The organism is Micromonospora rhizosphaerae (assembly GCF_900091465.1).
In the GTDB taxonomy this organism is placed as follows: Bacteria; Actinomycetota; Actinomycetes; order Mycobacteriales; family Micromonosporaceae; genus Micromonospora; species Micromonospora rhizosphaerae.
Genome location: NZ_FMHV01000002.1, coordinates 896,451 through 917,385, shown reverse-complemented (window position 1 = coordinate 917,385; position 20,935 = coordinate 896,451). Strand labels below are relative to the sequence as shown.

Below are 20,935 nucleotides of genomic sequence, written 5' to 3'. Positions count from 1 at the left end.
TCGGGGGGTTGTTGCGTGTTCTCCTACCCCGCCGGGGACCAGGCATGCCGACACATGACCGGCCACCTGGCGGGAACGCAGCCGGCGGAGGTGATCGACGTGGCCTTCGTCCAGGTCATCGAGTACGAGACGGACCGCCCGGCCGAGGTGCGGGCACTCAGCGAGGAGTGGGGACAGCAGCAGTTCGCCAACGCCCCGGCACGGATGACCGTCGCCGAGGACCGGGAGCGGCCCGGACACTTCGTCATGGTCGCCGAGTTCGACAGCTACGAGCAGGCGATGGCGCACAGCGCCCAGCCCGAGACCGGCTCGTACGCCGATCGGATGCGCCGGTTGGCCAAGGGCGAGCCGCGCTTCGTCAACCTGGAGGTCGCCCTCCGGCAGATGAGGTGACCGCTCGACGCGCCGTGCGCTTCCCGCTACCGTCCGGGAAGTCGCACTAGCTTGGGGGGATGGTCGACAGGGAGCCTGGGGTAGCGGCGACCACGGCTGGAAAAACCGAGGTCGCGCTGAATGGCCGCTACCAGTTCGAGGAACTGCTCGGCAGGGGCGGCATGGGCGATGTGTGGCGCGGCCGCGACCTGCGACTGGACCGGCCGGTGGCGATCAAGGTGCTCTCCGCGGCCGGCCTCGAGGAGCCGATGGCCGCCGAACGGTTCGACCGCGAGGCCCGTGCCGCGGCGCGACTGACCCACCCCCACATCGTCGCGGTGTACGACTTCGGCACCGAGGAGGACAGCTCCTATCTGGTGATGGAACTCGTGGCGGGACGGACCGTGTCGGCGCTGCTCGCCGACGGTCCGCTCCCCGTCGAGCAGGCCATGTCGATCGCCATGCAGGTGTGCGAGGGGATCGCCGCGGCGCACGCGGCCGGGGTGGTCCACCGGGACGTGAAGCCGGGGAATCTGATCGTCACCCCGTCCGGCACGGTGAAGATCTGCGACTTCGGCATCGCCCGCCTGTCGCAGACCGCTGGGCACAACACCCTCACCGGTCCGGCGACCAAGCTGGGCACCAGCTCCTACATGGCGCCGGAGCAGGCGCTCGGCAAGCCGGTCGACTCGCGCACCGACCTGTACGGCCTGGGCTGCACCCTCTACGCCATGCTGGCCGGCGCTCCGCCGTTCACCGGTGATCCGCTGAGCGTCCTGCACCAGCACGTCAACGACCCGCCCACCCCGCTGCGCGACCGCCGGCCGGACGTACCGGGCGCACTGGACGCCCTGGTGTCGGAGCTGCTGGCCAAGGACCCGGCGGCCCGTCCGACCGACGCCCGGGAGGTCCGCGATCGTCTCGCGGCGCTGATGGCCTCCCCCGAGTCGGCGGCCGACACGCCGGTCGGACCCGGCGTGCCGCCAGCCAGCGCGCCGCCTCCAGCCGACCCGGAGCCCGCCGGTGCCGGCTCGGCCGGCGCGCCTCGGAGCGCTCCAGGCGCCATCGTTCCGGTGGGCGGAGATCCCGACGCCGGAGGCCGGCCGGTGCGGCGACGTCGACGCGGCCTCCTGCTGGTGGCGGCCGGCGTCCTCGGCGTCGCGCTGGTCACGCTCGGCACCACCGCGCTCGCCCCGGACAGCCACCCCTCGATCGCGCAGCCCACCGTCGCACCCGCCCCCGCCGGCACGGCCGCACAGCCGAGCCCGGTGACCGTGCCGATCACGGTCGCGGCGGCCACCCCGACACTACCGACGGTCTCGGTCTCGCCCACCACCTCGACCAGCCGGGCGCCGAGCCCGCGAGCCACCTCGCGTACGCCCTCGCCAACCCCGCCGGCCGATCCCATCGTCGCGATGCGCCTGTCGATCCAGTTGCAGGTGGGGACCGGCCAGTTGAACCCGGATGCGGCCAAGGACCTGCACGCCAAGGTGGACGCGATCGCCAAGGAGATCGCCGAGGACGACCCGCAGGCGGCCGAGGAGCAGATCAAGAAGCTGCGCGAGAAGCTGACCGAACTGCTCCGGGACGGCAAGCTCAGCGCCGTCGGCTACCTGGACCTGACCGCCGGCGTCGACCGGATCGCGGCCGAGCTGCCGTGAGGACGGGCTGGTTGTAAAGCGGTCGAGTTCACCGGTCGAGGGTCGCTAGGGTGCCGCCATGTCGTCGCCCCGGCTCGAGAAGATCACTCCGGACAATGTCCGGGCCGCGTGCGGGATCGCGGTCCGACCCGACCAGGAGGGGCTGGTCGCGCCGGTCGCCCGGTCGCTCGCCGAGGCGTACGCCCAGCCCGAGGTCGCCTGGCCGCGGCTGATCGTCGACGGCGACCACCCGGTCGGCTTCCTGATGGGCTTCCTCGACGTGCCGTGTGGCGCGCGGACGACCCCGGCGACGTCCGCTCCGGACTCTGGCGCCTGAACATCGCCGCCGACCAGCAGGGCCACGGCTACGGCCGCTTCGCCGTAGCCTCACTGGCCGAGGAGATCCGGCGCCGCGGCGGGACGCGGCTCACGACCACCTGGGTGCCGGGCGAGCACGGCCCCGAACGCTTCTACCGGCGACTCGGCTTCCGACTGACCGGCGAACGCAGCGGCGACCAGGTCGTCGGCGAACTGGACCTCTGACGGTCAGTGCCAGGTGGCGGCGGCCCGCCGCAACCGATCGTTGATCGCCCGCCCCACCCCGACGTCGGGGACCGGCTCGGCGACGATCTCGGTCACCCCGGCCGCGTCGAGCCGGTGCAGGGCGTCGAAGAGCCGCGCGGCCGCCACGGTCAGGTCACCCTCGGGCGAGAGCACCTCCACCGCCGCCCACTCACCCGCCGTGGGCCGCTCCCGGAACGCCAGCCGCCCCCGCCGGACCCCGTCGCCCGGCGCCGACTCCACATCGGCCGCCACCCGCAACGGGGTACGCGGGGCGTAGTGCGCGGCCAACGTCCCCGGCGCCACCGGCTGCCCGGAGCTGCCCGGCCGTACGATGACCGGCCCGACCGCCTCGACCAGCGCCTCCACCGGCAGCGCGCCCAGCCGGAGCACCACCGGCCGGTCGCCCCGGGCGTCCACGATGGTCGACTCGATGCCGCACCGGGTCGGTCCGCCGTCGAGCACCACGTCGACCGCGTAGCCCAGCCCGGCCACCACGTGCTCGGCGCGGGTGGGGCTGAGCTGCCCGAACCGGTTGGCGCTGGGAGCGGCCACCGGCACCCCGGCGGCGGCGATCAGCGCCCGGGCGGACGGCTCATCCGGCACCCGGACCGCCATGGTGTCCAGCCCCGAGGTGACGATCGGCGGGATCGCCGCGGGCCGGTCCACGATCAGGGTGAGCGGACCGGGCCAGAAGCGCTCGGCCAGCGCGGCCACCGCCGGTGGCACCGGCCCGACCAGTTCCGTCAGGTCGGCCGCGTCGGCCAGGTGGGTGATCAGGGGGTCGAAGGTCGGCCGGGCCTTGGCCTCGAAGATCCGCGCCGCCGCCTCCGCGTCGAGCGCGTTCGCGCCCAATCCGTAGACCGTCTCGGTGGGGAAGGCGACCAGCCCTCCGGCACGCAGGACGGCAGCGGCTTCGGCGATGCCGCTCTCGGCCGGCAGGACGGGCGGGGATCCGTTGGTCACCCAACGACGCTAACCTGCCGCCGTCACGCCGGTGCCACGGGTCGGCGGACAGCAGAACTGGGTTGCCCGCGCCGGCCCGGCCGACTGAGGATGGCCGCAATGGGCGCAATCAAGATGCATGCCGACGAGATCCAGACCGACGTCGACCTCGTGCGTCGTCTCACCGCCGGGCAGTTCCCGCGCTGGGCCGATCTGCCGATCTGCCCGGTCGCGTCGTACGGGACCGATCACGACATCTACCGGCTAGGTGAGCACCTGGCCGTCCGGCTGCCGCGGATCGAATGGGCCACCAAGCAGGCAGCGCGGGAGGCGGAGTGGTTGCCGAGGCTCGCGCCGCACCTCCCGCTCGCGCTCCCGGTCCCCCTGGCGATGGGACGTCCCGCCGAGGGCTACCCCTTCGACTGGTCGGTGTACGAGTGGTTGCCCGGCGAGAACGCCAACGGCACGATCCGCGACCTGGACCACGCCGCCGTCGATCTCGCCCGGTTCGTGTCCGCGCTGCGGCGGATCCCCCCCACCACCGACGCCTTCCCGCGCCTCCCTCGTCAGCGAGGGGGGCCGCTGGCGGAGTTCGACGAGGGCGTCCGCCGGTCGGTGCGGCAGCTCGGCGACCGGATCGACGGGGAGGCCACCCTCCGCTCATGGCGTGAGTCTCTGGAGGCCCCGGCGTGGGACGGGCCGGAGGTCTGGGTGCACGGGGACCTGTTGCCGGGCAACCTGCTGGTGGTCGACGGGCGCCTGTCCGCGGTCATCGACTTCGGTGGCCTCAACGTCGGCGATCCGGCGTGCGACCTGCAGCCGGCGTGGAACGTGTTCACCGGCGACAGCCGGCAGCGGTTCCGTGCCGAACTCGACATCGACGACGCGTCCTGGCTGCGCGGCCGCGGCTGGGCGTTGCTGCAGGCGGTGATCGCCATGCCCTACTACTGGGACCAACCCAGGCATGATCCGCCAGGCCTCGCACGCCCTGGCCCAGGTCCTGGCCGAGCCTTCCCGCTGACCGCTCGATATCCAGGCACGACCAGTGGCATGAGCGAATATCTGACGTCTTCCATTCGCGGAGCCAATGTGGTCGGCTACTGGAACAACCCGACTCACTCACTGGAGGAAACTTGCGTCGTCCAGCTGTACTGGCCTCGCTGACCGGCGCCGCAGCAGCGGCGATGCTCAGCGTCGCCACCCCCGCCTCGGCGATCAATTCATACAATGCGCAGCCCGCGCCTGAGCGCACCGAGGTCGGGGCGCTCGTGGTGCAGTACGACCGCGACAGCAACCCCGCCACACCCGACGTCGTCCGGTGGAGCTGCTCCGGCACGATGATCTCGGCGGACGTCTTCCTCACAGCCGCCCACTGCACTGCCAATCGGCCGGCCGGCGCCAAGTTCTACGTCTCGCTCGCCCAGGACGTACAGGGCGCGATCGACGCGTCGAACGCGGCCGGCGGGACGCCGGAGGACATTGCCGGACGGGTGGGTGTCCAGGGCGTCGCCCACTGGGACCCGGCATACCCGGGCAACTCGGCCGACTCCCACGACATCGCCGTCATAAAGCTGGACGGCGCGGAGCTCGCGAAGCGCTGGACCTTCACGCCGGCCGCCCTGCCGAGCGCCGACCAGCTCGCCGGGCTCGGTTCCCGCGCGCTCGACGCCGCAGCCTGGCAGGTCATGGGGTACGGCACGCAGGAGGCCCTGAACCAGCCCGGTGGGCAGACCCACCCGGGTGGTGGCGTACGGATGAAGGCGTCGGTCGACTTCGACGCGCTCAACAAGACGTGGGTGCGCCTGGCGATGAACGAGAGCCGCGACCTCGGCGGCGCCTGCTACGGCGACTCCGGCGGCCCGAACTTCGTCACCGTCGACGGCAAGCTCGTACTCGCCGGCACCACGATCACCGGGGACAGCCCCTGCTACGCGACCAACGTGGCGTACCGGATGGACAGCGCCAGCGCCCAGGCCTTCCTCGGGCAGTACGTCACCCTCCCGTAAGCAGCGATGACGGCGGCCGGTCGGGGATGTCCCCGACCGGCCGCCGTGCGATCGTCGACGCGGACGGCTGCACCCTCGCGTGGGACGGCTACCTCACGCTTGACGGGCAGCGCCGCGACGCCGTCTTCGTCAGGGCGCATGAAGGCGGCCAACCAAGCGCTGCGCTCTTCGCCCAGCGGTACGCACCTGCGGCGCCTTTCGACGAGTTGGGCAACAGCGTCTTTCTCGGCGCCGACCAGCCGCTGTTCGTCTGCATTCCTTAGGATTCCCGCTCTCCGCGCCAGCCGCCGGGCGTCCGGCGCGATCGGTGTCAGGACCTGGGTGACACGCCGCCACCTGTGGCACCGGTCCGACGCCCGCGGCACATCCACATCCACCGGCGCTGCCGGGTGGTACGACTGTTTCAGAGGCTGACAGAAGCGGCAGGAACGGGGCGAACCGATGGCGGGTGGCGCAGCCCGGCTGGTGCGGGGACGGGAGGGGCGGCGGGCGACGTTCCTGGACCTGTTCCTCGACCTGGTGTTCGTCCTCGCGCTCTTCCGGCTCTCACAGGGGCTGCTGGAGCATCTGGACTGGAGCGGCGCCTTCCAGACGCTGGTGTTGCTGCTCGCCGTGTGGTGGGTGTGGAGCCAGACGGCGGGGACAAGCGACAGATTCGACCCGCGACGACCAGCGATACAGGCGCTGGTCATCGGATGCATGTTCGGCAGCTTCGTGCTGGCGGCCGCGGCGCCTGAGGCGTTCGGCGTACATGGCCTGCTCTTCGCCGGCGCGTACGTCGCCGTCCAGGTCGGCCGCAGCCTGTTTCTCGTGATCGTTACGCGGGGTGGCGAGCGGCAGCGTCCCGAGCTGCGGGTGCTGTTCTGGTACGGCGTGTCGGCGGTGCCGTGGCTCGCGGGCGCCGTCGTGCAGGGGTGGGCACGCGGGGTGCTGTGGGCGCTGGCGGTGGCCGTGGACTATGCGGCGCCCAGACTCGGCTGGCCCACGCCGGGGCTGGGCCGCGCCAGTGCGGCAGACTTTGCGATCTCGGGCGAGTTCCTGGCCGAGCGGCAGCGGCAGTCCTTCATCATCGCTCTCGGGGAGCTGATCCTGGCGTCGGGGCTGGCGTTCACCAGCAACGGCTTCGAGGCGGACCGCAGCGCGGCGGTCGTGGTGGCGTTCGCGACCACGGTGCTGCTGTGGCGGATCTACATCCACCGTGCCGGGGAGGTATTGGGCGCCGCCGTCGCCGCAGCCATTGATCCGCTCCGCATTGCCGTGGCGGCGGTATACGCCCACCTGGTCATGGTCGCCGGCATCGTCGCGATCTCCGTCGGCGACGAGCTCGTCATCCACCACCCGCTTGGACACACCCAACCGGTGTGGATCGTCGTCATCCTCGGCGGACCCGCACTGTTCCTCGCCGGACGGGCCATCTTCGAGTACGCGGTGTTCGCCCGGGTGTCCCGAAACCGCGTGGCCGGGATCCTCGCGCTCGCCGCCATCTCGCCGGCGACGATCTTCCTGCCGCCGCTGCTGGTCGCCGCCGCCGCTGCACTCGTCCTGGCCGGGATCGCCGTAGCCGACGCAGCCCGTGCCCGAGGACGCCCACCCGAGCCGCCCTCACCACCTGGATAGCCGGAAAGTGTCACCCACGTCCCGAGACTGATCTGTCACGCAGGTCCTGAGACCCGACAAGCCGGCAAGCCGCAAGGGGCTTCTTCGCCGGCAGCCGCCGGCAGAGGGCCGTGTCCTGTCCCGGGACATGCTTGACAGCGTCCCACCAGGTGCTTGACAAGATCAATATGCGGCTGATTGATCGCGTGGTGTTTGCAGGCGTCTCGGCTGGGGCCGTTCGGATTGTCTAGCGGGGTGGTGACGGCGGCTCGGGTGGACGTCCCTTGGCGCGGAGCCCGTCGGAGGTGACGATGCCGGCGAGGACGACAGCAGCGGTGATGGCGACGGCCAGTAGCGGCAGGAGGATCATCGCTGGTGAGATGCCGGCGAGCACGAGTGCACCGATCAGCCGGGAGCGGGACACCCGGGCGAATACCGCGTACTCGAAGAGGGCGCGTCCGGCTAGGAACAGGACGGGTCCGCCGAGGATGACCCCGATCCAGGCCGAGTCGGTATGTCCGAACGGATGGTCGATGACCAGCTCATAGCCGACGGCGATGGCGACGATGCCGGCCACCATGAGCACGTGAGCGGCCAGTGCCCGTCGGACGAGTCGGCCTGGCTGGGGAGCCGCCGCGATGGCATCGGGCAGCAGCTCGCCGGCTCGGTGGATGTAGATCCGCCAGAGCAGGGCGGTGGTGACGAACGCCACTCCGAACGCGGCGGCGTGGCCTCCTGCAACGTATTTGCCGCTGTAGGTGATACCGGTGACCAGGATCAACTCGCCGAGGGCGATGATGAAGAACTGCCGGTAGCGCTCGGACAGGTACTCGGCCGCGACGGGCCACTCGGATGTCATGCGGCCAACCCACGGTGCGGGCCAGAGCAGCATGGCGCCCGCGAGGTCGATGGCTATCGCCAGCGTCCACAACACCCCACGTGTTGGACTCTCGGGAAAGGTCGTCCCGATGATCCACGGCACGGCGGATACCGCGAACCATAGGAGAACCGCCGCCGATCGGCGCTGCGCCTTGTGGCCGCGTAGGGCCGGCACGAGGACGAGGTGACGGCCGATATGGATCGCGACGTACGCGCCGGCGAAGCCCAGGTTCCGATTGCCGAACGCCTGGGGCACCGCGACCGCCATCACCAGGGCGCCGAACATGGTCCCGACGACCACCAGCTGGATCTCCGGCCGCGTCGGGTCGTACAGATCCGTTACCCACGCTGTGACGAACCAGACGATCAACAGGGCCAGCAGCACCAGCACCGTCTGGCCGACTTCGGTGAGGATAACTCGCCGCTGGAAAGTTATGTCCGTGAGTAGCCGCTGTGAGACCCGGGTGAGCGCGAAGACGAACACCAGGTCGAAGAAGAGTTCCAGGAAGGTCGGTCGCTGCGGTTGCCCTGGTTTCCGCAGCAGCGCGGCCGCCCTGCTTGTCGTCATCGGCCCGCCCTTTCCGCCAGCTTTGTTTATCTTTGAGGCAGTGGTACCATGTCGGGGCGTTTGTCGGTGCCGATACCGGACCGGAAGGCGAGCGAGTCCCGCAGGCCCTTCTAGGCAGTGCGTCAGGCATTGGTGTGCCGCTGGTGGAACGGGAAGTCGGGTCGGATGGCCCGACGGGACATCTGGCTGCTGTCCGACGGTCGGCTCTGGCGGGTGCGTGGCCGCCTCGGCGGTGACAGAGGGCAGGAAGTCTCCTACGACTTCACCCACGAGCGATCCGCGCAACAAATGGTCGACCGGATGATCAAGACCTCAGCCGGCAGCTGGCGTGATCTCACTGAGACGGTCCGGCAGGAGTCCAGCCGCCGCAGTGAGTAGCTTGACCAGGCGCAGCCGACGCCTGGCGGCCGCAGCTCAACGGCAGGCATTTACCCGGACGCCGATACGGCAGACCTACACGTCGTCCAGCAGCTCCGGTATGCGCCTCAGCAGTACGGCGGGTTTTACCTCAGCGAGCCGAAGGCAGGATCATCCGGCACCATCGACCTGGACCCCGTCGTCACACGGGTCCTCGCCGAGCACATTCGAGCCTTCCCACCCGTCCCGGTCGAGCTAGTCGACATCACCTCGGGCGACCCGGTCCGTCGGTCGGTGCCGCTGCTGTTCACCACCACGCGCGGCAACCCGTTCACTGATCGGACCTGGTCCCGGGAGTGGGCGGACTGGCGGGATGCAGCCGGCTGGCCGAAGGAGCATGGAACCTTTCACGCGCTGCGACACTTCTTCGCAACCACGCTGATCACAAACCATGCCGAACCACAGGAAGTGCAGCGACTGCTCCGGCACAAGACGCTGCGAATCACGCTGGAGACGTACGTGCACTGGTGGCCAAAGCGGGAGCGTCAACGCGGCCTAGTGGGGTCAATCCTGCAAGCTGCCGCGAGCGCGCAGCGACGCTAAGAGCACGCAAGATCAATGCTGGATTGTGCCGGATCTGTGCCGCTTGATCTTGTCTCGGCAAAACGCCTGCGTAGAGGCGGTATGAGTGGAGCCCAGGGGACTTGAACCCCAAAAACGCGATCATGGGACATCGGGGGTGTAGGCGGCCTTTGACCTGCTGTCACCTCGGATCGACTTCCGTTGCCTGACACCAGTTTGCGGCCTCAAGTGGTCCCGATGTGGTCCCGATGATCTTGCCGATCGAGGCGGCCCGAGCCGGCGCCATCCGCCTGGTCCTGGTCCTCGACGGCTCGGTCAAGTCCGCCCCGGTGGCTCCACGCGTGGCTCCCAAACGGTCAGCTTGGGAATTGTCGATCTCCGGCAGGTCAACGAGTTGGCGGCCTGGTCTCGGCAGTCTCTCGTGGCCTCGGCTAACCCCTGCTGTCCTGGCCGAATGGCACGCTAATGGCACGCCGGGGCGCACTAGCGCCAGCACTAGATGACCTTCTAGGGAGTTCACCATGAGTGGCAGTGATCTTGCGGCGCTAGTCCGCTCGTACCTTGATGACGAAGAGGTGGCATTGCTGCCAGACGAGCCCGACCGGGAGCCTCGGCTAAATACGTGGTGCTACGGGGTACCCGAGGGGCCGATCGACGTGACAGCAGTGGTAGCGGCCCTTCACCTCGTCCACCTCGAACTCATGAAGCGGTGGTCCGGGCAACACATCTCCGGCACCTTCTATGCCTGGTACGACGAGCAAGCGGGTCAGCTCCGTTGCTCGCTGACCTCAGCATCTCCGGACCGGCTTCCGTTCGGTGCGCCGTACCGCTCGACGTTCGACGCGGCCGAGGTCGTCGCCCTGGCCGCCGCCGACCCCAATCCCGGTCTCGTTCCATGGAAAGAGCTGGAAACCGTCGAGCCCGTCGCGACTTCTTCCGTTGACCAGGATCTACCGTCGCCCTTCCCTGTCTGGGTCGCGCCCGTCGGTTGAGTGAGCCTCAACCTCTGCCTTGCAAAGATCAAGACTGCTGTCGGCCGGCGTCGACCAGTGCCGCTGACCTGCTCGCCGTGTCGCCCACCGTCGACCCGGGACCGTGTCCGTCGGTTGTCTTGGCTGTACGGATGGCTGTACAGCCACCTTCTGATCCGTAGCCTCGGCGGAGCTATCCAGATCCGTACGAACATCCGCTTGGGGCCTCGTCCTATGCCAGCTGCCGTCCTCTTCGGTGCTGTCGAGTCCGAGCCTGTTGCTGTCACTCGTTGCTGTCACGATGTCCCCGCGGACGGTGGACGAAGGGACTCAGGGGTGGGCGACTGTTTCGAAACGATCGCTGACGTCGAGGCGACACCGGAGGAGGCTGACCGCCTGGGGGCCGAGGTGTTGTGGTGGTTGGTTGAGCAAGGCATCGTCATGGCCGAGCAGACGGACTGCACCCTGGGCGGCAAAGGGCACCGCCCCGGACCGAACTACGCCGCCGCGACGGTCGAACCATGGGCGGGTCTGCACCAACTCGGCACCAACGGGCTTCGCGTGGTCACAGGGCGAACGGTCTTCTACTCGATGGGCAACGTCCAAGTCGTGTGCCCACGCTGCGGAGCAGTTGTGGTGGACGACCAAGACGAAGACTCATGGAGCGAGTTCTCGCAGGTCATCAAGGAGTGGTATGCGGGCGGAGCTGGCGTGCGGGCATGCAAGCACTGCGGGGAACCTCTCGGCCTCAACGATTGGGCATGGAGCCCACCCTTCGGCTTCGGCTACCTAGGGTTCGAGTTCTGGAACTGGCCGAGGCTCGACGCTGACTTCGTCGCGGCGGTGTCCGACCGGCTCGGCCATCGGCTCGTTCGGCCCTACGGCAAGATCTAGCCGCCGCCTAGCGGGGTCGGCGTGTGGGGGGCGGTCTTGGCTGTATGGATTGCTGGACAGCAGAGTGCAGAGCCTGGCGAAATGAAGGAGTGAACCATGTCTTCCCTCAAGGAACGCCTAGAGGCGGTGATGGCGGCACCTCTTGCCACGCTCGTTGCGCCTGATCACCAGGAACGGCCGCCACTGTCGGCGGTTCAGCTCTGGAACTTGCCTGAATCGGATCTTGACGCGCTGACACTATGGGGTTTACCGACCGACATGCTGATGTCGCCAAAGGTCCAACTGGAGGTCGAACCCCTGCTGATGCCGAAGGTGGCCAGCGAGCGGGAGGGTCGTCTGATATCGCCAGAGCAGCGCCTGTATGACCTCGGCCGGTGGGGTAGCGACGATCTGACACCCAAGCTTGGGGCAATCGCAGGCGATGGGCGAGTCATGGCTATCAGCGATGCCCCCACCACCGATGCGAAGCTACGTGGCTTCCTGAAGGAGTACTACCGAGGCATCTATATCCCCTCGGTGCAGTTCATCAGCTCATCGGTCGCCCAGTTCATTGAGGTAGCGTGGCGGTGGCGGGCTGCAAGCGCCATCCTGCGGGAGCTTTCACTTCAGGAGCCGGACTGCACGCGGCGACCGATCGAAGAGTTCGATGCCTACGTCGCTCGACGCACGGCCTGCGAACGGTTGATCATCAGCGGGATTGAGGCCATTGACCCTGCCGTCAACGCAGACGCTCCTGACTCCCTGTGGGGCAAGGTCATCCACCTCCGCGGCTACTAGCGTCGCGAGCGCCTAAGCAGAAGCAACGGCCTGGCGACCTGAAAGCGGATCTCCTCGTCGGGCAGTCTCCGACCGTCCAGCCTCCCGGGACGGGGACCAGGTGGAGCGCCCTACCGGACGAACGACCTGGGCCCCGTCCCGGGAGGCTGGTAGCCCTTGTGGTGCCCGGCGAGGTGATCCGCGGCGGCATCTCTGAGGAGGGTCGGGGTTCGGGGCGGAGCCCCGAGGTCTTCAGAGTCTTGTCCTCCGTCAGCGTGGCCGGCCGGCCCGGCCGATGCCGGCCGGAGGTCGCCAGCAGGCCGGGGCCGGGCCGGCGCGGCCCGCTCTGCGGGCCGCCTTGATCCCTGAAGAGGTCAATTCGGCAATGCAACTCGCGTGAGGCTGTCCGGTCTCAAGACGTCCGCGATAGATCGGTATCAGAACCTCAGCGAGACCTCGGGCTAGGGTGTGCGCCGTGACTGCTGACGAAGGCCCCCGGGAGTATCTCGATGACGCCAGCCCTGCGACCGTGGCTCGCTGGCGGTCTTTGCGAGATGCTGTCGTCAGCGAGCTTCGCGCTGTTGGCCTACCTGTCGGAACGGCGTGGAACGGTCTGGCGGAGGGCGAAGAGTTGTGCGTCGGGGTCCTCGTGGATGTCACGACCGCAGCAGACGGGGGTGGTGTCCAGATCAGCTGGCATCAACCGACCAAAAGGTTGACGCCGATCGCTGAGGCCCTCGAAGCACATGAGGCACGCGAGCTGATTGAGCCGATGATGCAGCGGTATGGCCAAGTCGACCAGGTGTTGACTATGGCGGCGGTGCTGGTGCTGGGCATAGCTGGATTCGCCCTGGAGCCATCGCGACGGCCCTACGGCGAGGGGGAATACGAAGTGCTGCACGGACCTGACGCGTCGAGCCGGGCGACTGCTACCCCTAGCCTTTGAGCGGCACCCATTAGCAGCTAGCACCTGAGCCATGGCTCGCACGGCTCAACCGCGGCGGCGACCGGTGGGCCAACTGCGCGCTCACACCATCGCCATATCCCGTCTGCGCTGGCACCAATCGACCCGCGCCTACGCCGCCCGACGAACCTCACCGGGCCGTGGTCAGCCAGGATGTGAAAGATGTACCGTCGCCCGCCTAATGGAAGGACTCAAAGAGCGTTGGTGGCCTACCTATGACTGACCGAACCCCGCCGGTGAGTGGCCGGGCCCCTATGACTGGTGAGCGATACCAGTCGGAGCGGCATTTCAAGGTCTGGGCCTACTCCGCCAGCCATAACCGGCTTCTCCTGCGGAGCGCGATGGAAGGCAGAGTGCCCTCCCGGATCGACATCTACTTCCCTGGCGTTGAGCGGATGTTGCTCAGTCCCTCCTATCCCGGCCTCAACGCGGCAGTGGCAAGCTCCGAGGAGGCGGCGCTGTACCGGGAAAGGTACGGCGAGATCGGCCCGCACCATACGCTGTTCACGCTCGAGCCCGACCTGGGCAGCTTCGTCATCGCCGGTGTGATGCAGTGGTACCAGGACCAGGGCGGATACGATGACGTGTCCGTCTTCGGCCGGTTTGACTGACGTCTAGCGGTAGACCAGAGATTGTTGGCGGCGTGGCCGCTTGGTCCATGAAAGGACGTCCGGCGAGGCGTGAGGGCTGACACTGGCTGGCTGGAGACCTGGCGCGAGGATCTGCGGGAGGCGGTCGCCTCCGCCGTGCTCGACTTCGAAGACCGCTATGGGTACCCGCCAGGCGGGAACGCCGTCAGCAGGCCAGACATGACGGCTGCCGCGCGGCTCGCGGCTGTTCATCCCGCGATCCCCGCTGACCTCGTAGACCTGTACGCGAAAGTCGGTGCTGTCGACCTACCAGACATCGGTAACGGGTTCTTCCTGCATACGGCCTCCGACGTGGCTGACGCTCACGAGTCACGGGACCTCTGGCACATACGTGGCCGCCACGACGCCGACGTTGTCGTGTTCGCCAGCGACGGCGGTGGCACCCAGTACGGGCTAGCTACTCCGGAAGGATCACCGGTCTACCGCCTCCCACCGGATCTCGTCCTCGGCGGCATCTACACCTCAGAAAACCCGCGCTTCGACGTGGCCGCCCCAGACCTGTCCACCTTCCTCGACCGCATACTCCAAGCCGTGAAGACGTTCGCTGCATCGAGCACACCGCCCAGCTTGTGATCGATCATCTAGACCAATCGGCAAGCAGGTGTTAAGACGGATCTTGTCAAGCATGTGGCGGGACTAGGCACATCCGGCGAACTGCGTCAGGCGTTCGTGCACCTGGCGGGCAGCTTCGTCGGGAGCGACGGTCGCTGTATCGATCGCAAGGTCCGCGCCGGAAAGTGGTTGGGTCTGGTCCCAAGCCTGCAGCCGGTCCGCCGTGTCCCCTGTTGCCCGAGCAAGGATGCGATCCTCAGCCACCTCGCGTGGGCACCACAGGTAGACGACCAGCCAACGTGCCTCGGGTACGGCGGACTTGACCGCCTGGACGGCCTCGACCTGGCCGAGATGCAGCACGGGTACGTGGTCGAGGAGGCCCGCCTGGAGCGTGGGCCTGTCGACGGCGTACACAGCCCCGTATCGGTGGTTCTCCCACACGACATCGCCCGCGGCGCGCAGCTGGTCGACGTGCTCAGGCGTGGTCATGCGGTAGCCGACGGCCCGCCCCGGTCCCGCCTTCAATCGCCGGAACAGCCGGTAGGCCGGATCAAGGTCACTGAGTGCCTGGGTGATGGTGTCTTTGCCAGCGGCGGGAGGGCCGTAGAGGATCACGCCGCGCATCAGGCGGAACTGCGCTTCAACACCGAGTCGAGCAGTTCCTTGGCCTGGGTCTGCAAGGGAGCACTCGTCGCGCAGTTGTCTACGACGATGTGCGGCACCGACGGGCGGAAGTCGATGTCGATGCTCGCGAGGTAGCCAGGCCAGTCCCAAAGCTTGAACGCGTCCCGCGCTGCCCCCCGGCGCCTGATGTAGGTGTGCATCGTGTCGGGATCGCAGTACAGCCAAACGAAGGTCGCGGCCGCTTCGAGGTTGGCAAACATGGCTTCTGTTCGGCTGACCCACGCCGGGTCAGCAAACTCGCGGATGAACGGCGCGGTCACGATGACGCTGTTCCCGCACCCCGCGTTCTCCAACGCGGCCGCGCTGAGCGCTTCGTACTCGCGTGGCCGGATCACGCTCAAGTACTGCTCGGACTCGCGGTCGTGCGGAGACAGGCCGAGAACCTCCAAGGCGGCCTCAACAACGGGGCGCGTCAGCGTGTCCTTGTCCAGCATCGGCCAGCCGGTCTGGCGAGCGAGCACCCTGCCAAGCTCGGTCTTCCCACTGCCGGCGTAGCCGCCGATCAAGATGACGTGAGGCTTCGAAAGGCGGACCTCGCCGCCCCTGCCCTGGTTGGGATTCCGAACCACCCGCTTTGACCGGGACTTGCTCTCAACAAAGCCTTCATCAGCCAGCAGCCTCATCGCTTCGCTGATCGTGAAGACGCTGGTGCCCCACTCTGCGGCCAGTTCGCGCGTTGAGGGCAGGACCTGGCCGTCACGCAGCACGCCGGCCTCAATGTCGTTTCGGATGTGGCGCGCCACCTGTTGGTGCTTGCTCTCGGACCTAGAGAGACGCGGGCGGGGGGATGTCATGGCTGCCCCTGTCAACATGAGTTTTACAGCGAGCCTATCAGCGACCTATCAGTTGTTCGTGCGTAGCCGCAGCTCAACCTGGGTGTCAGGAAGATCTTGGAACCGGACAGTTGATAGGTTTCCCTATCAGTTGTTATGGTGACGCTCATCAAAGCCCAGCCGGCAATGGCCGACGGCGACGAGAGGAAGTGCCGAGATGGCTGTCCCGAACATGATCAAGGTTCCGGTTCCGTTCGACTTCGTCTTCCCGCACGGTGCGCTGTGCTTGGGTGTGGAGCCGGTGACGGACTTCGACAAGCGGGGTCAGGGTGATGACCAGGCCCGCGACAAGGACACGGGCGAGCGCCTCTGGGTGGTCAAGGTCCTGGACCTGGACCCGGAGGCCGGCAAGTTCGGCGGGTCGAAGGAGATGAAGGTGAAGATCGCCGCGCCGGTGCAGCCGGTGCCGCCGGCGTCGAAGATCCCGGGTTACCCGGCGGCTGTGGAGTTCACCGACGTGACCCTCACCCCGTACGTGGACTCGCAGCGGTGCAAGGGCTCGGGGAAGTGCCGGGCTCGTCAGGCGTGGTCGATCCGCGCCGGAGCGATGACCGAAGCCGCCGTCGTGAAGCAGGCGGCCTGACCAGATCTGGACGCGCGGGGCGGGCCTTCACCCCGCCAAGGACGACGCCCGCCCCGCGCCTCACCCGTTCTCCCTGGAAGGAGTTGGGCTGTGCCCACGCTAGCTGACGCTGCCCGCATCGCCGGGAACCCGCGCCCCGCCCCGCACCGTCGCACCCACCGCCGCACCGTGATGCGCCTCGCCGGCCCCGGTATCCGGGCCGCCCGCGAGGTCTACACCACCGTTCCCTCTGACGCCGTGCGGGTGGCCGCCCTGGTGGAGATCTCCGCCGCTGCTGCGGCGCTCGCCCGGACGGTCGTGAAGCTGCGCCACCTGGACCCGGACCTGATCGCCCCGCACGTCTCCGACCGGGTCGACCTGCGCGCCGTGCTGGGTCGGGGTCGGTGGCTGCCGACCATGGCCCGCCACGTCCCCGCCCCACTGTCCGGGCCGGTCGACCTGGCCGGGCTCGTCCCGGCGCGGCCGGTGGTCCGTCGCCGGATGGTGCGCCGTCGTCCCGGCTCGCCGGGGCAGGGCTCGCTGTTCGCCGCCGCTGTCGGGGAGGGCTGAGCCGTGCCGCTAGTCAACGTGATCCGGGGTGACCGGATCGATGCTGCCCCGATCAACGTCCGCACCCCGTTCATCCGCATCCCGCTGTGGCTGGCCCTGACCTGGTGGGCGGTCAAGGCACTCGGCCGCCTGACCGTGGTCCTCCTGCAATTCTGGTACGTCACCGGCCCGGCGGTGTTCTTCGGCTGGCTCTACCTTCGCTGGGGCTGGGCAGGCCCGGCCGGCTTCCTCGCCGCCGTCGGCGCCCTCTCTGCGGGCTGGGGCTTCGGGCACCGACCGTCGTGGCTGCGGTTCGCCTGGTGGCCGGCACTGGCTCGCTACCGCCGCTGGCTGTACCGGCGCAACTGGCAAGCCGCGATGGTCACCGCCCGCCTCGCTGTCTCCTTCGACCACCACACCGTCCTGCCCGTGCTTCGCAAGGTCCGCTGCGCTTCGGGCGTCGACGTCGTGGCGGTGCGGATGGTCACCGGCCAGATCCCCGACGACTTCGCCAAGGTCGCCGAGAGGTTGGCGCACACCTTCGGTGTCCGCCAGGTCAAGGCGGTGCCGGGTCCGCGGCCGGATGTGGTGCTGCTGCACCTGTTCCGCGGTGACCCCCTCGCCAAGCTCGTCCACCCCCTGCCGGTGCCAGCAGTGCCCGAGTTCACCGCCCTGCCCGTAGGCCGGCAGGAAGACGGCGACGGCTACGGGCTGCGGCTGTTCGGGACCCAGGTCCTCGTCGTGGGCGCCACCGGGTCAGGCAAGGGCTCCGTCATCTGGTCCGTGGTCCGCTCCCTCGCCGCCGGGACCACCACCGGCCTCGTGCAACTCTGGGGCCTCGACCCGAAGGGCGGCATGGAACTCGGGATCGGAGCGCCGATGTTCGCCCGGTTCGCCTGCCGCGACTACGGCGCCATGTGCGAGCTCATCGAGGACGCCGCCGCCCTGGCAAAGAACCGCGCCCGGAACCTGCACGGCCGGACCCGTCAGCACACGCCGACCCCGGACGAACCGCTGATCGTCCTCGTCATTGACGAGCTGGCGAACCTGACCGCCTACCTCACCGACCGGCAGTTGAAAGACCGGATCAAGGCCGCCCTGTCCATCCTGCTCAGCCAAGGGCGGGCGGTCGGCGTGCACGTCGTCGCCGCCATCCAGGACCCACGCAAAGAGGTCCTGCCGTTCCGCGACCTGTTCCCCACCCGGATCGGGCTGCGGCTGGCCGAGGCCGCCCAGGTGGATCTGGTGCTCGGGGAGGGGATGCGGGACCGGGGCGCGCTGTGCGACCGCATCCCGCAGTCTCTGCCGGGTGTCGGGTTCGTGGTCATCGACGGTGACCCGACCCCGATGCGGGTCCGCTTCTCGTACCTGAGCGATGACGAGATTCGCGAATTGGCCCAGACGTACGGGCGGTTGCGCGTGATCGACGGCGAGGTTTTGGACGGTGTCGCATGAACCCCAACCCGAACCGTGGCGAGCGTGTGGAGGGCCTGGTCCTGGTCGTGATCCTGCTTCTGGTTGCCGGCTTCGCCGGGGCTGCCTCGTTCACCCACGTCAAGGAGTGGACCCTCGACAACTCACCGGCGGGCACCGGGGCGTGGTTCGGCTGGGCCAACGCCGTCATCTCCGAACTCGTCCCCGTCGCCGCCCTGCTGACCATCCGCCGCCGACGCCGCACGGGCGGCCCGATCGGCTACCCGATGTTCCTGCTCGTCGCCGCCGTCGTTCTCTCCCTCGCGGCGCAGCTCGCCGTCGCCAAGCCCAGCCTGTCCGGCTGGCTCCTCTCGGCCGTACCCGCACTGGCGTTCATGGGCCTGTCCAAGCTCATCCTCGGCACCACCCCGGCCCCCGCCGACGAACCCGGTACCGGCCCGGCTACGCCGGTCGTCACCCCGACGGCCCCACCGTCTGAGCCGCCCGCGCCTTCGGTCGAACCGACGCCAGCCGCTGGCGCGCCGGAACCGGTCGCCCTCGTCCCGGTCGAGCCCACCCGCCCGGCCCCGGTCGCCCCGGTGCCGACGACCGCGTTCATTCGCCGTAACGGCACCCCGCTCACCCGGGAGGTGAGCCGATGACTGTTACTCCCGCGCTGCCCGGCCTTGCCCCCGCTCTGGTGGAGCCGAGGCCGGGCTCCCGGGCCGCCCGCATGTTGATGCCCCGCTCCGTCGACGTGGTCAAAGATCTGGCCGCCGACTACGGCGTCTGCACCCGCCCCGCGTCCCTGCGCCGCACCGACCTCGACTCCGGGCAGACGGAGATGATCGACCTGCCGTGCGGGGCCACCCAGGAGGCCAAGTGTCCGGCCTGCGCCAAGCGGGCGCGGCGGCTGCGGCAGCAGCAGATCCGCGAGGGCTGGCACCGCGACGACGAACCCGACCCCGGCCCGCAACCGGCTACCGAGGCGCAGCGGGCGCTGATCGTGGCTCGGGCGCATCTCGAGTTCGCCCGCGACGAGGCCGCCCGGGCCTCGCAGTGGGATCAGGTCGCGGACCTGGACGAGGCGATCGGAGAGCTGGAAGCCGAGATCACCACCGAAGGGCTCCGGGGCCGACCCGCCCCACCGCACGCCACCGACGACCAGGAGGACGGCGACGGCAAGCGGCGGGTCCGCTCGACCAAGCGCCGGCAGGACGCCCCGGACCTGCCCCGCCTTTCCGTCGAGAACCGCACCATCGGGCGGACCTACGAAGGGCACGCCGGGCAGGTGTTCCGGCCGTCGATGTTCCTCACCCTCACCCTCGACTCCTACGGCCGCGTCCACTCCGACGGCACCCCCATCGACCCGGACGCCTACGACTACCGGCGGGCCGCCTGGGATGCGGTGCACTTCCCCCGACTGCTCGATCGGTTCTGGCAAAACCTCAGGCGGGCGGTCGGCTGGAACGTCCAGTACGCCGGGGCGGTCGAGCCGCAGCGCCGGCTGGCCCCGCACGCGCACTTCGCCATCCGGGGCACCATCCCCCGGGCGCTGGTCCGGCAGGTCGCGGCCGCGACCTATCACCAGGTGTGGTGGCCGCCCGTCGACGAGCTGGTCTACGAACCGGGAAGGGCGCCGCAATGGAACCCTGCCGCCGGCGGCTACGCCGACCCCGAGACTGACCGGCTCCTCCCGACCTGGGATGACGCCCTGGACCTGGTCGACGCCGACCCCGACGCCGAGCCGGTGCACGTGGTCCGCTTCGGCAGCCAGGTCGACGCCAAGGGTGTGCTCGCCGGCACCAAGGACGCTGATCGCTGCGTCGGCTACATCACGAAGTATCTGACCAAGCAGGCCGCCGACTGCCACCAGGTGACCACCGGCCGGCAGCGGGCGCACCTCGAACGGCTCTGGCAAGAGCTGCGGCACACGCCGTGTTCGGAGCGGTGCGCCAACTGGTTGCTCTACGGCGTGCAGCCCAAGAAGGCCCGCCCGGGGTTGAAGCCGGGCAGATGCAAGAACAAGGTCCACAAGCGGGAAACCCTCGGCATCGGCGGCCGACGCGTCCTCATCTCCCGCCAGTGGTCCGGCAAGACCCTCGCCGACCACCGCGCCGACCGCCGCGAGTGGGTCAAGGCCCTGCTTGGCGTCACCACCGACAACGCCACCGCCCCCACCGGCCCCGACACCGTCCGGCACGCCTGGGAACTCGCCAAACCCACCGACCCCGACGTCCCACCCATCGGCCACCGCGTCCTCCGCGCCATCTCCGAACGCATCCAATGGCGTACCCAGCTCGACGTCGCGAGACGGGCTGCCGACCCCCCGCCCGATGTTTCGGCAACTACGGCCAGTCCGTCCGACAGCGAGGAGGGAGCAGGTACGTGAGGGAGAGGAAGAGCGTCCGACCGGCTGAGGCTGCGGCGCTTCTCGGCGTCTGCCGGGACACCATCTACGTCCTGATGCGCTCGGGGCGACTTCGTTCGATCAAGGCTGGTCGAGCTCGCCTGATCCCGCTGACGGCGATTGATGAGTTCCTGTCGGCTGATGAAGAGTTCGCGGCATGACCGGCCGGCGGCGTCGTGCTCATGGTGAGG

The 20,935-nt window shown here is 69.0% G+C and carries 26 protein-coding genes; 22 read left to right on the top strand and 4 right to left on the bottom strand.

Annotation, left to right across the window (positions count from 1 at the left end; all coding sequences use genetic code 11):
* Positions 1 to 15 precede the first annotated feature (15 nt).
* From GA0070624_RS04445 to GA0070624_RS35530, 4 genes are read left to right on the top strand one after another with little or no spacing between them, the layout of a single operon-like run.
* Positions 16 to 393, top strand: coding sequence for a hypothetical protein (locus tag GA0070624_RS04445; RefSeq protein WP_176731591.1), 378 nt, complete (start codon positions 16 to 18; stop codon positions 391 to 393).
* Between the two features lie 59 nt (positions 394 to 452).
* Positions 453 to 2,033, top strand: a complete 1,581-nt coding sequence (locus tag GA0070624_RS34575; protein WP_176731590.1) for a serine/threonine-protein kinase — start codon at positions 453 to 455, stop codon at positions 2,031 to 2,033.
* 58 nt (positions 2,034 to 2,091) lie between these two features.
* Complete coding sequence (locus GA0070624_RS35535; RefSeq protein ID WP_245718657.1) at positions 2,092 to 2,349, top strand: hypothetical protein; 258 nt, start codon at positions 2,092 to 2,094, stop codon at positions 2,347 to 2,349.
* Positions 2,298 to 2,555, top strand: a complete 258-nt coding sequence (locus GA0070624_RS35530) for a GNAT family N-acetyltransferase (RefSeq protein ID WP_245718656.1) — start codon at positions 2,298 to 2,300, stop codon at positions 2,553 to 2,555. The genes GA0070624_RS35535 and GA0070624_RS35530 overlap by 52 nt, the downstream gene beginning before the upstream one ends.
* A 3-nt stretch (positions 2,556 to 2,558) precedes the next feature.
* Here the strand turns inward: GA0070624_RS35530 and GA0070624_RS04425 are convergent, their stop codons facing one another.
* Positions 2,559 to 3,515 (bottom strand): L-threonylcarbamoyladenylate synthase, encoded by a 957-nt coding sequence (locus GA0070624_RS04425; RefSeq protein WP_091348135.1) that lies wholly within the window; start codon positions 3,513 to 3,515, stop codon positions 2,559 to 2,561.
* Positions 3,516 to 3,638: 123 nt separating this feature from the next.
* Between GA0070624_RS04425 and GA0070624_RS04420 the strand changes: the two genes are divergently transcribed.
* From GA0070624_RS04420 to GA0070624_RS04405, 4 genes are all read left to right on the top strand, one after another.
* Positions 3,639 to 4,682: an aminoglycoside phosphotransferase family protein gene (locus tag GA0070624_RS04420; protein ID WP_218105109.1), complete on the top strand. Its 1,044-nt coding sequence runs from the start codon at positions 3,639 to 3,641 to the stop codon at positions 4,680 to 4,682.
* Positions 4,652 to 5,524: a trypsin-like serine protease gene (locus tag GA0070624_RS04415; RefSeq protein WP_218105108.1), complete on the top strand. Its 873-nt coding sequence runs from the start codon at positions 4,652 to 4,654 to the stop codon at positions 5,522 to 5,524. Before GA0070624_RS04420 ends, GA0070624_RS04415 begins: the two co-directional genes overlap by 31 nt.
* A gap of 26 nt (positions 5,525 to 5,550) precedes the next feature.
* Entirely contained in the window at positions 5,551 to 5,787 is a 237-nt protein-coding gene (locus tag GA0070624_RS04410; RefSeq protein WP_091336873.1) for a hypothetical protein, read from the top strand.
* A 178-nt stretch (positions 5,788 to 5,965) separates the two neighbouring features.
* Positions 5,966 to 7,141: a low temperature requirement protein A gene (locus tag GA0070624_RS04405; RefSeq protein ID WP_091336871.1), complete on the top strand. Its 1,176-nt coding sequence runs from the start codon at positions 5,966 to 5,968 to the stop codon at positions 7,139 to 7,141.
* A gap of 226 nt (positions 7,142 to 7,367) precedes the next feature.
* On the opposite strand, the gene GA0070624_RS04400 is transcribed toward GA0070624_RS04405, so the two are convergent.
* Positions 7,368 to 8,567 (bottom strand): low temperature requirement protein A, encoded by a 1,200-nt coding sequence (locus tag GA0070624_RS04400; RefSeq protein WP_091336870.1) that lies wholly within the window; start codon positions 8,565 to 8,567, stop codon positions 7,368 to 7,370.
* Between the two features lie 165 nt (positions 8,568 to 8,732).
* Here GA0070624_RS04400 and GA0070624_RS04395 point away from each other — a divergent pair, with 165 nt between their 5' ends.
* From GA0070624_RS04395 to GA0070624_RS04360, 8 genes are all read left to right on the top strand, one after another.
* Positions 8,733 to 8,945, top strand: coding sequence for a hypothetical protein (locus GA0070624_RS04395; protein ID WP_141714928.1), 213 nt, complete (start codon positions 8,733 to 8,735; stop codon positions 8,943 to 8,945).
* Between the two features lie 273 nt (positions 8,946 to 9,218).
* Positions 9,219 to 9,527: a tyrosine-type recombinase/integrase gene (locus tag GA0070624_RS35525; RefSeq protein ID WP_245718655.1), complete on the top strand. Its 309-nt coding sequence runs from the start codon at positions 9,219 to 9,221 to the stop codon at positions 9,525 to 9,527.
* 500 nt (positions 9,528 to 10,027) lie between these two features.
* The gene (locus GA0070624_RS04385; protein ID WP_091336867.1) at positions 10,028 to 10,498 is read left to right on the top strand and encodes a hypothetical protein; all 471 of its coding nucleotides are present in this window, start codon (positions 10,028 to 10,030) and stop codon (positions 10,496 to 10,498) included.
* Positions 10,499 to 10,813: 315 nt separating this feature from the next.
* A complete protein-coding gene (locus GA0070624_RS04380; RefSeq protein WP_091336864.1) occupies positions 10,814 to 11,371 on the top strand; it encodes a hypothetical protein in 558 nt (185 codons plus the stop codon).
* Positions 11,372 to 11,467: 96 nt separating this feature from the next.
* Positions 11,468 to 12,148: an SUKH-4 family immunity protein gene (locus GA0070624_RS04375; protein ID WP_091336861.1), complete on the top strand. Its 681-nt coding sequence runs from the start codon at positions 11,468 to 11,470 to the stop codon at positions 12,146 to 12,148.
* Positions 12,149 to 12,602: 454 nt separating this feature from the next.
* Positions 12,603 to 13,073, top strand: coding sequence for a hypothetical protein (locus tag GA0070624_RS04370; protein WP_141714927.1), 471 nt, complete (start codon positions 12,603 to 12,605; stop codon positions 13,071 to 13,073).
* A 371-nt stretch (positions 13,074 to 13,444) separates the two neighbouring features.
* The gene (locus GA0070624_RS04365; RefSeq protein WP_176731589.1) at positions 13,445 to 13,702 is read left to right on the top strand and encodes a hypothetical protein; all 258 of its coding nucleotides are present in this window, start codon (positions 13,445 to 13,447) and stop codon (positions 13,700 to 13,702) included.
* Between the two features lie 69 nt (positions 13,703 to 13,771).
* Positions 13,772 to 14,314 carry an SMI1/KNR4 family protein gene (locus GA0070624_RS04360; RefSeq protein WP_091336856.1) on the top strand — a complete coding sequence of 181 codons (543 nt, stop codon included), beginning with the start codon at positions 13,772 to 13,774 and terminating at the stop codon, positions 14,312 to 14,314.
* Between the two features lie 63 nt (positions 14,315 to 14,377).
* Here the strand turns inward: GA0070624_RS04360 and GA0070624_RS04355 are convergent, their stop codons facing one another.
* Complete coding sequence (locus GA0070624_RS04355) at positions 14,378 to 14,917, bottom strand: P-loop NTPase family protein (protein ID WP_091336855.1); 540 nt, start codon at positions 14,915 to 14,917, stop codon at positions 14,378 to 14,380.
* A complete protein-coding gene (locus tag GA0070624_RS04350) occupies positions 14,917 to 15,720 on the bottom strand; it encodes a GntR family transcriptional regulator (RefSeq protein WP_245718654.1) in 804 nt (267 codons plus the stop codon). The genes GA0070624_RS04355 and GA0070624_RS04350 overlap by 1 nt, the downstream gene beginning before the upstream one ends.
* A 247-nt stretch (positions 15,721 to 15,967) precedes the next feature.
* Between GA0070624_RS04350 and GA0070624_RS04345 the strand changes: the two genes are divergently transcribed.
* The 6 genes from GA0070624_RS04345 (at position 15,968) to GA0070624_RS04320 (ending at position 20,905) form a co-directional block, all read left to right on the top strand.
* Positions 15,968 to 16,393: a hypothetical protein gene (locus GA0070624_RS04345; RefSeq protein WP_091336854.1), complete on the top strand. Its 426-nt coding sequence runs from the start codon at positions 15,968 to 15,970 to the stop codon at positions 16,391 to 16,393.
* A gap of 90 nt (positions 16,394 to 16,483) precedes the next feature.
* Entirely contained in the window at positions 16,484 to 16,942 is a 459-nt protein-coding gene (locus GA0070624_RS04340) for a hypothetical protein (protein WP_091336853.1), read from the top strand.
* A gap of 3 nt (positions 16,943 to 16,945) precedes the next feature.
* Positions 16,946 to 18,376 carry an FtsK/SpoIIIE domain-containing protein gene (locus GA0070624_RS04335; RefSeq protein ID WP_091336852.1) on the top strand — a complete coding sequence of 477 codons (1,431 nt, stop codon included), beginning with the start codon at positions 16,946 to 16,948 and terminating at the stop codon, positions 18,374 to 18,376.
* A complete protein-coding gene (locus tag GA0070624_RS04330; protein ID WP_091336851.1) occupies positions 18,373 to 18,996 on the top strand; it encodes a DUF2637 domain-containing protein in 624 nt (207 codons plus the stop codon). Before GA0070624_RS04335 ends, GA0070624_RS04330 begins: the two co-directional genes overlap by 4 nt.
* Entirely contained in the window at positions 18,993 to 20,726 is a 1,734-nt protein-coding gene (locus tag GA0070624_RS04325; protein ID WP_091336850.1) for a replication initiator, read from the top strand. Before GA0070624_RS04330 ends, GA0070624_RS04325 begins: the two co-directional genes overlap by 4 nt.
* On the top strand, positions 20,723 to 20,905 hold the full coding sequence (locus tag GA0070624_RS04320) for a helix-turn-helix domain-containing protein (protein WP_091336849.1): 183 nt from the start codon (positions 20,723 to 20,725) through the stop codon (positions 20,903 to 20,905). The genes GA0070624_RS04325 and GA0070624_RS04320 overlap by 4 nt, the downstream gene beginning before the upstream one ends.
* Positions 20,906 to 20,935: the final 30 nt, after the last annotated feature.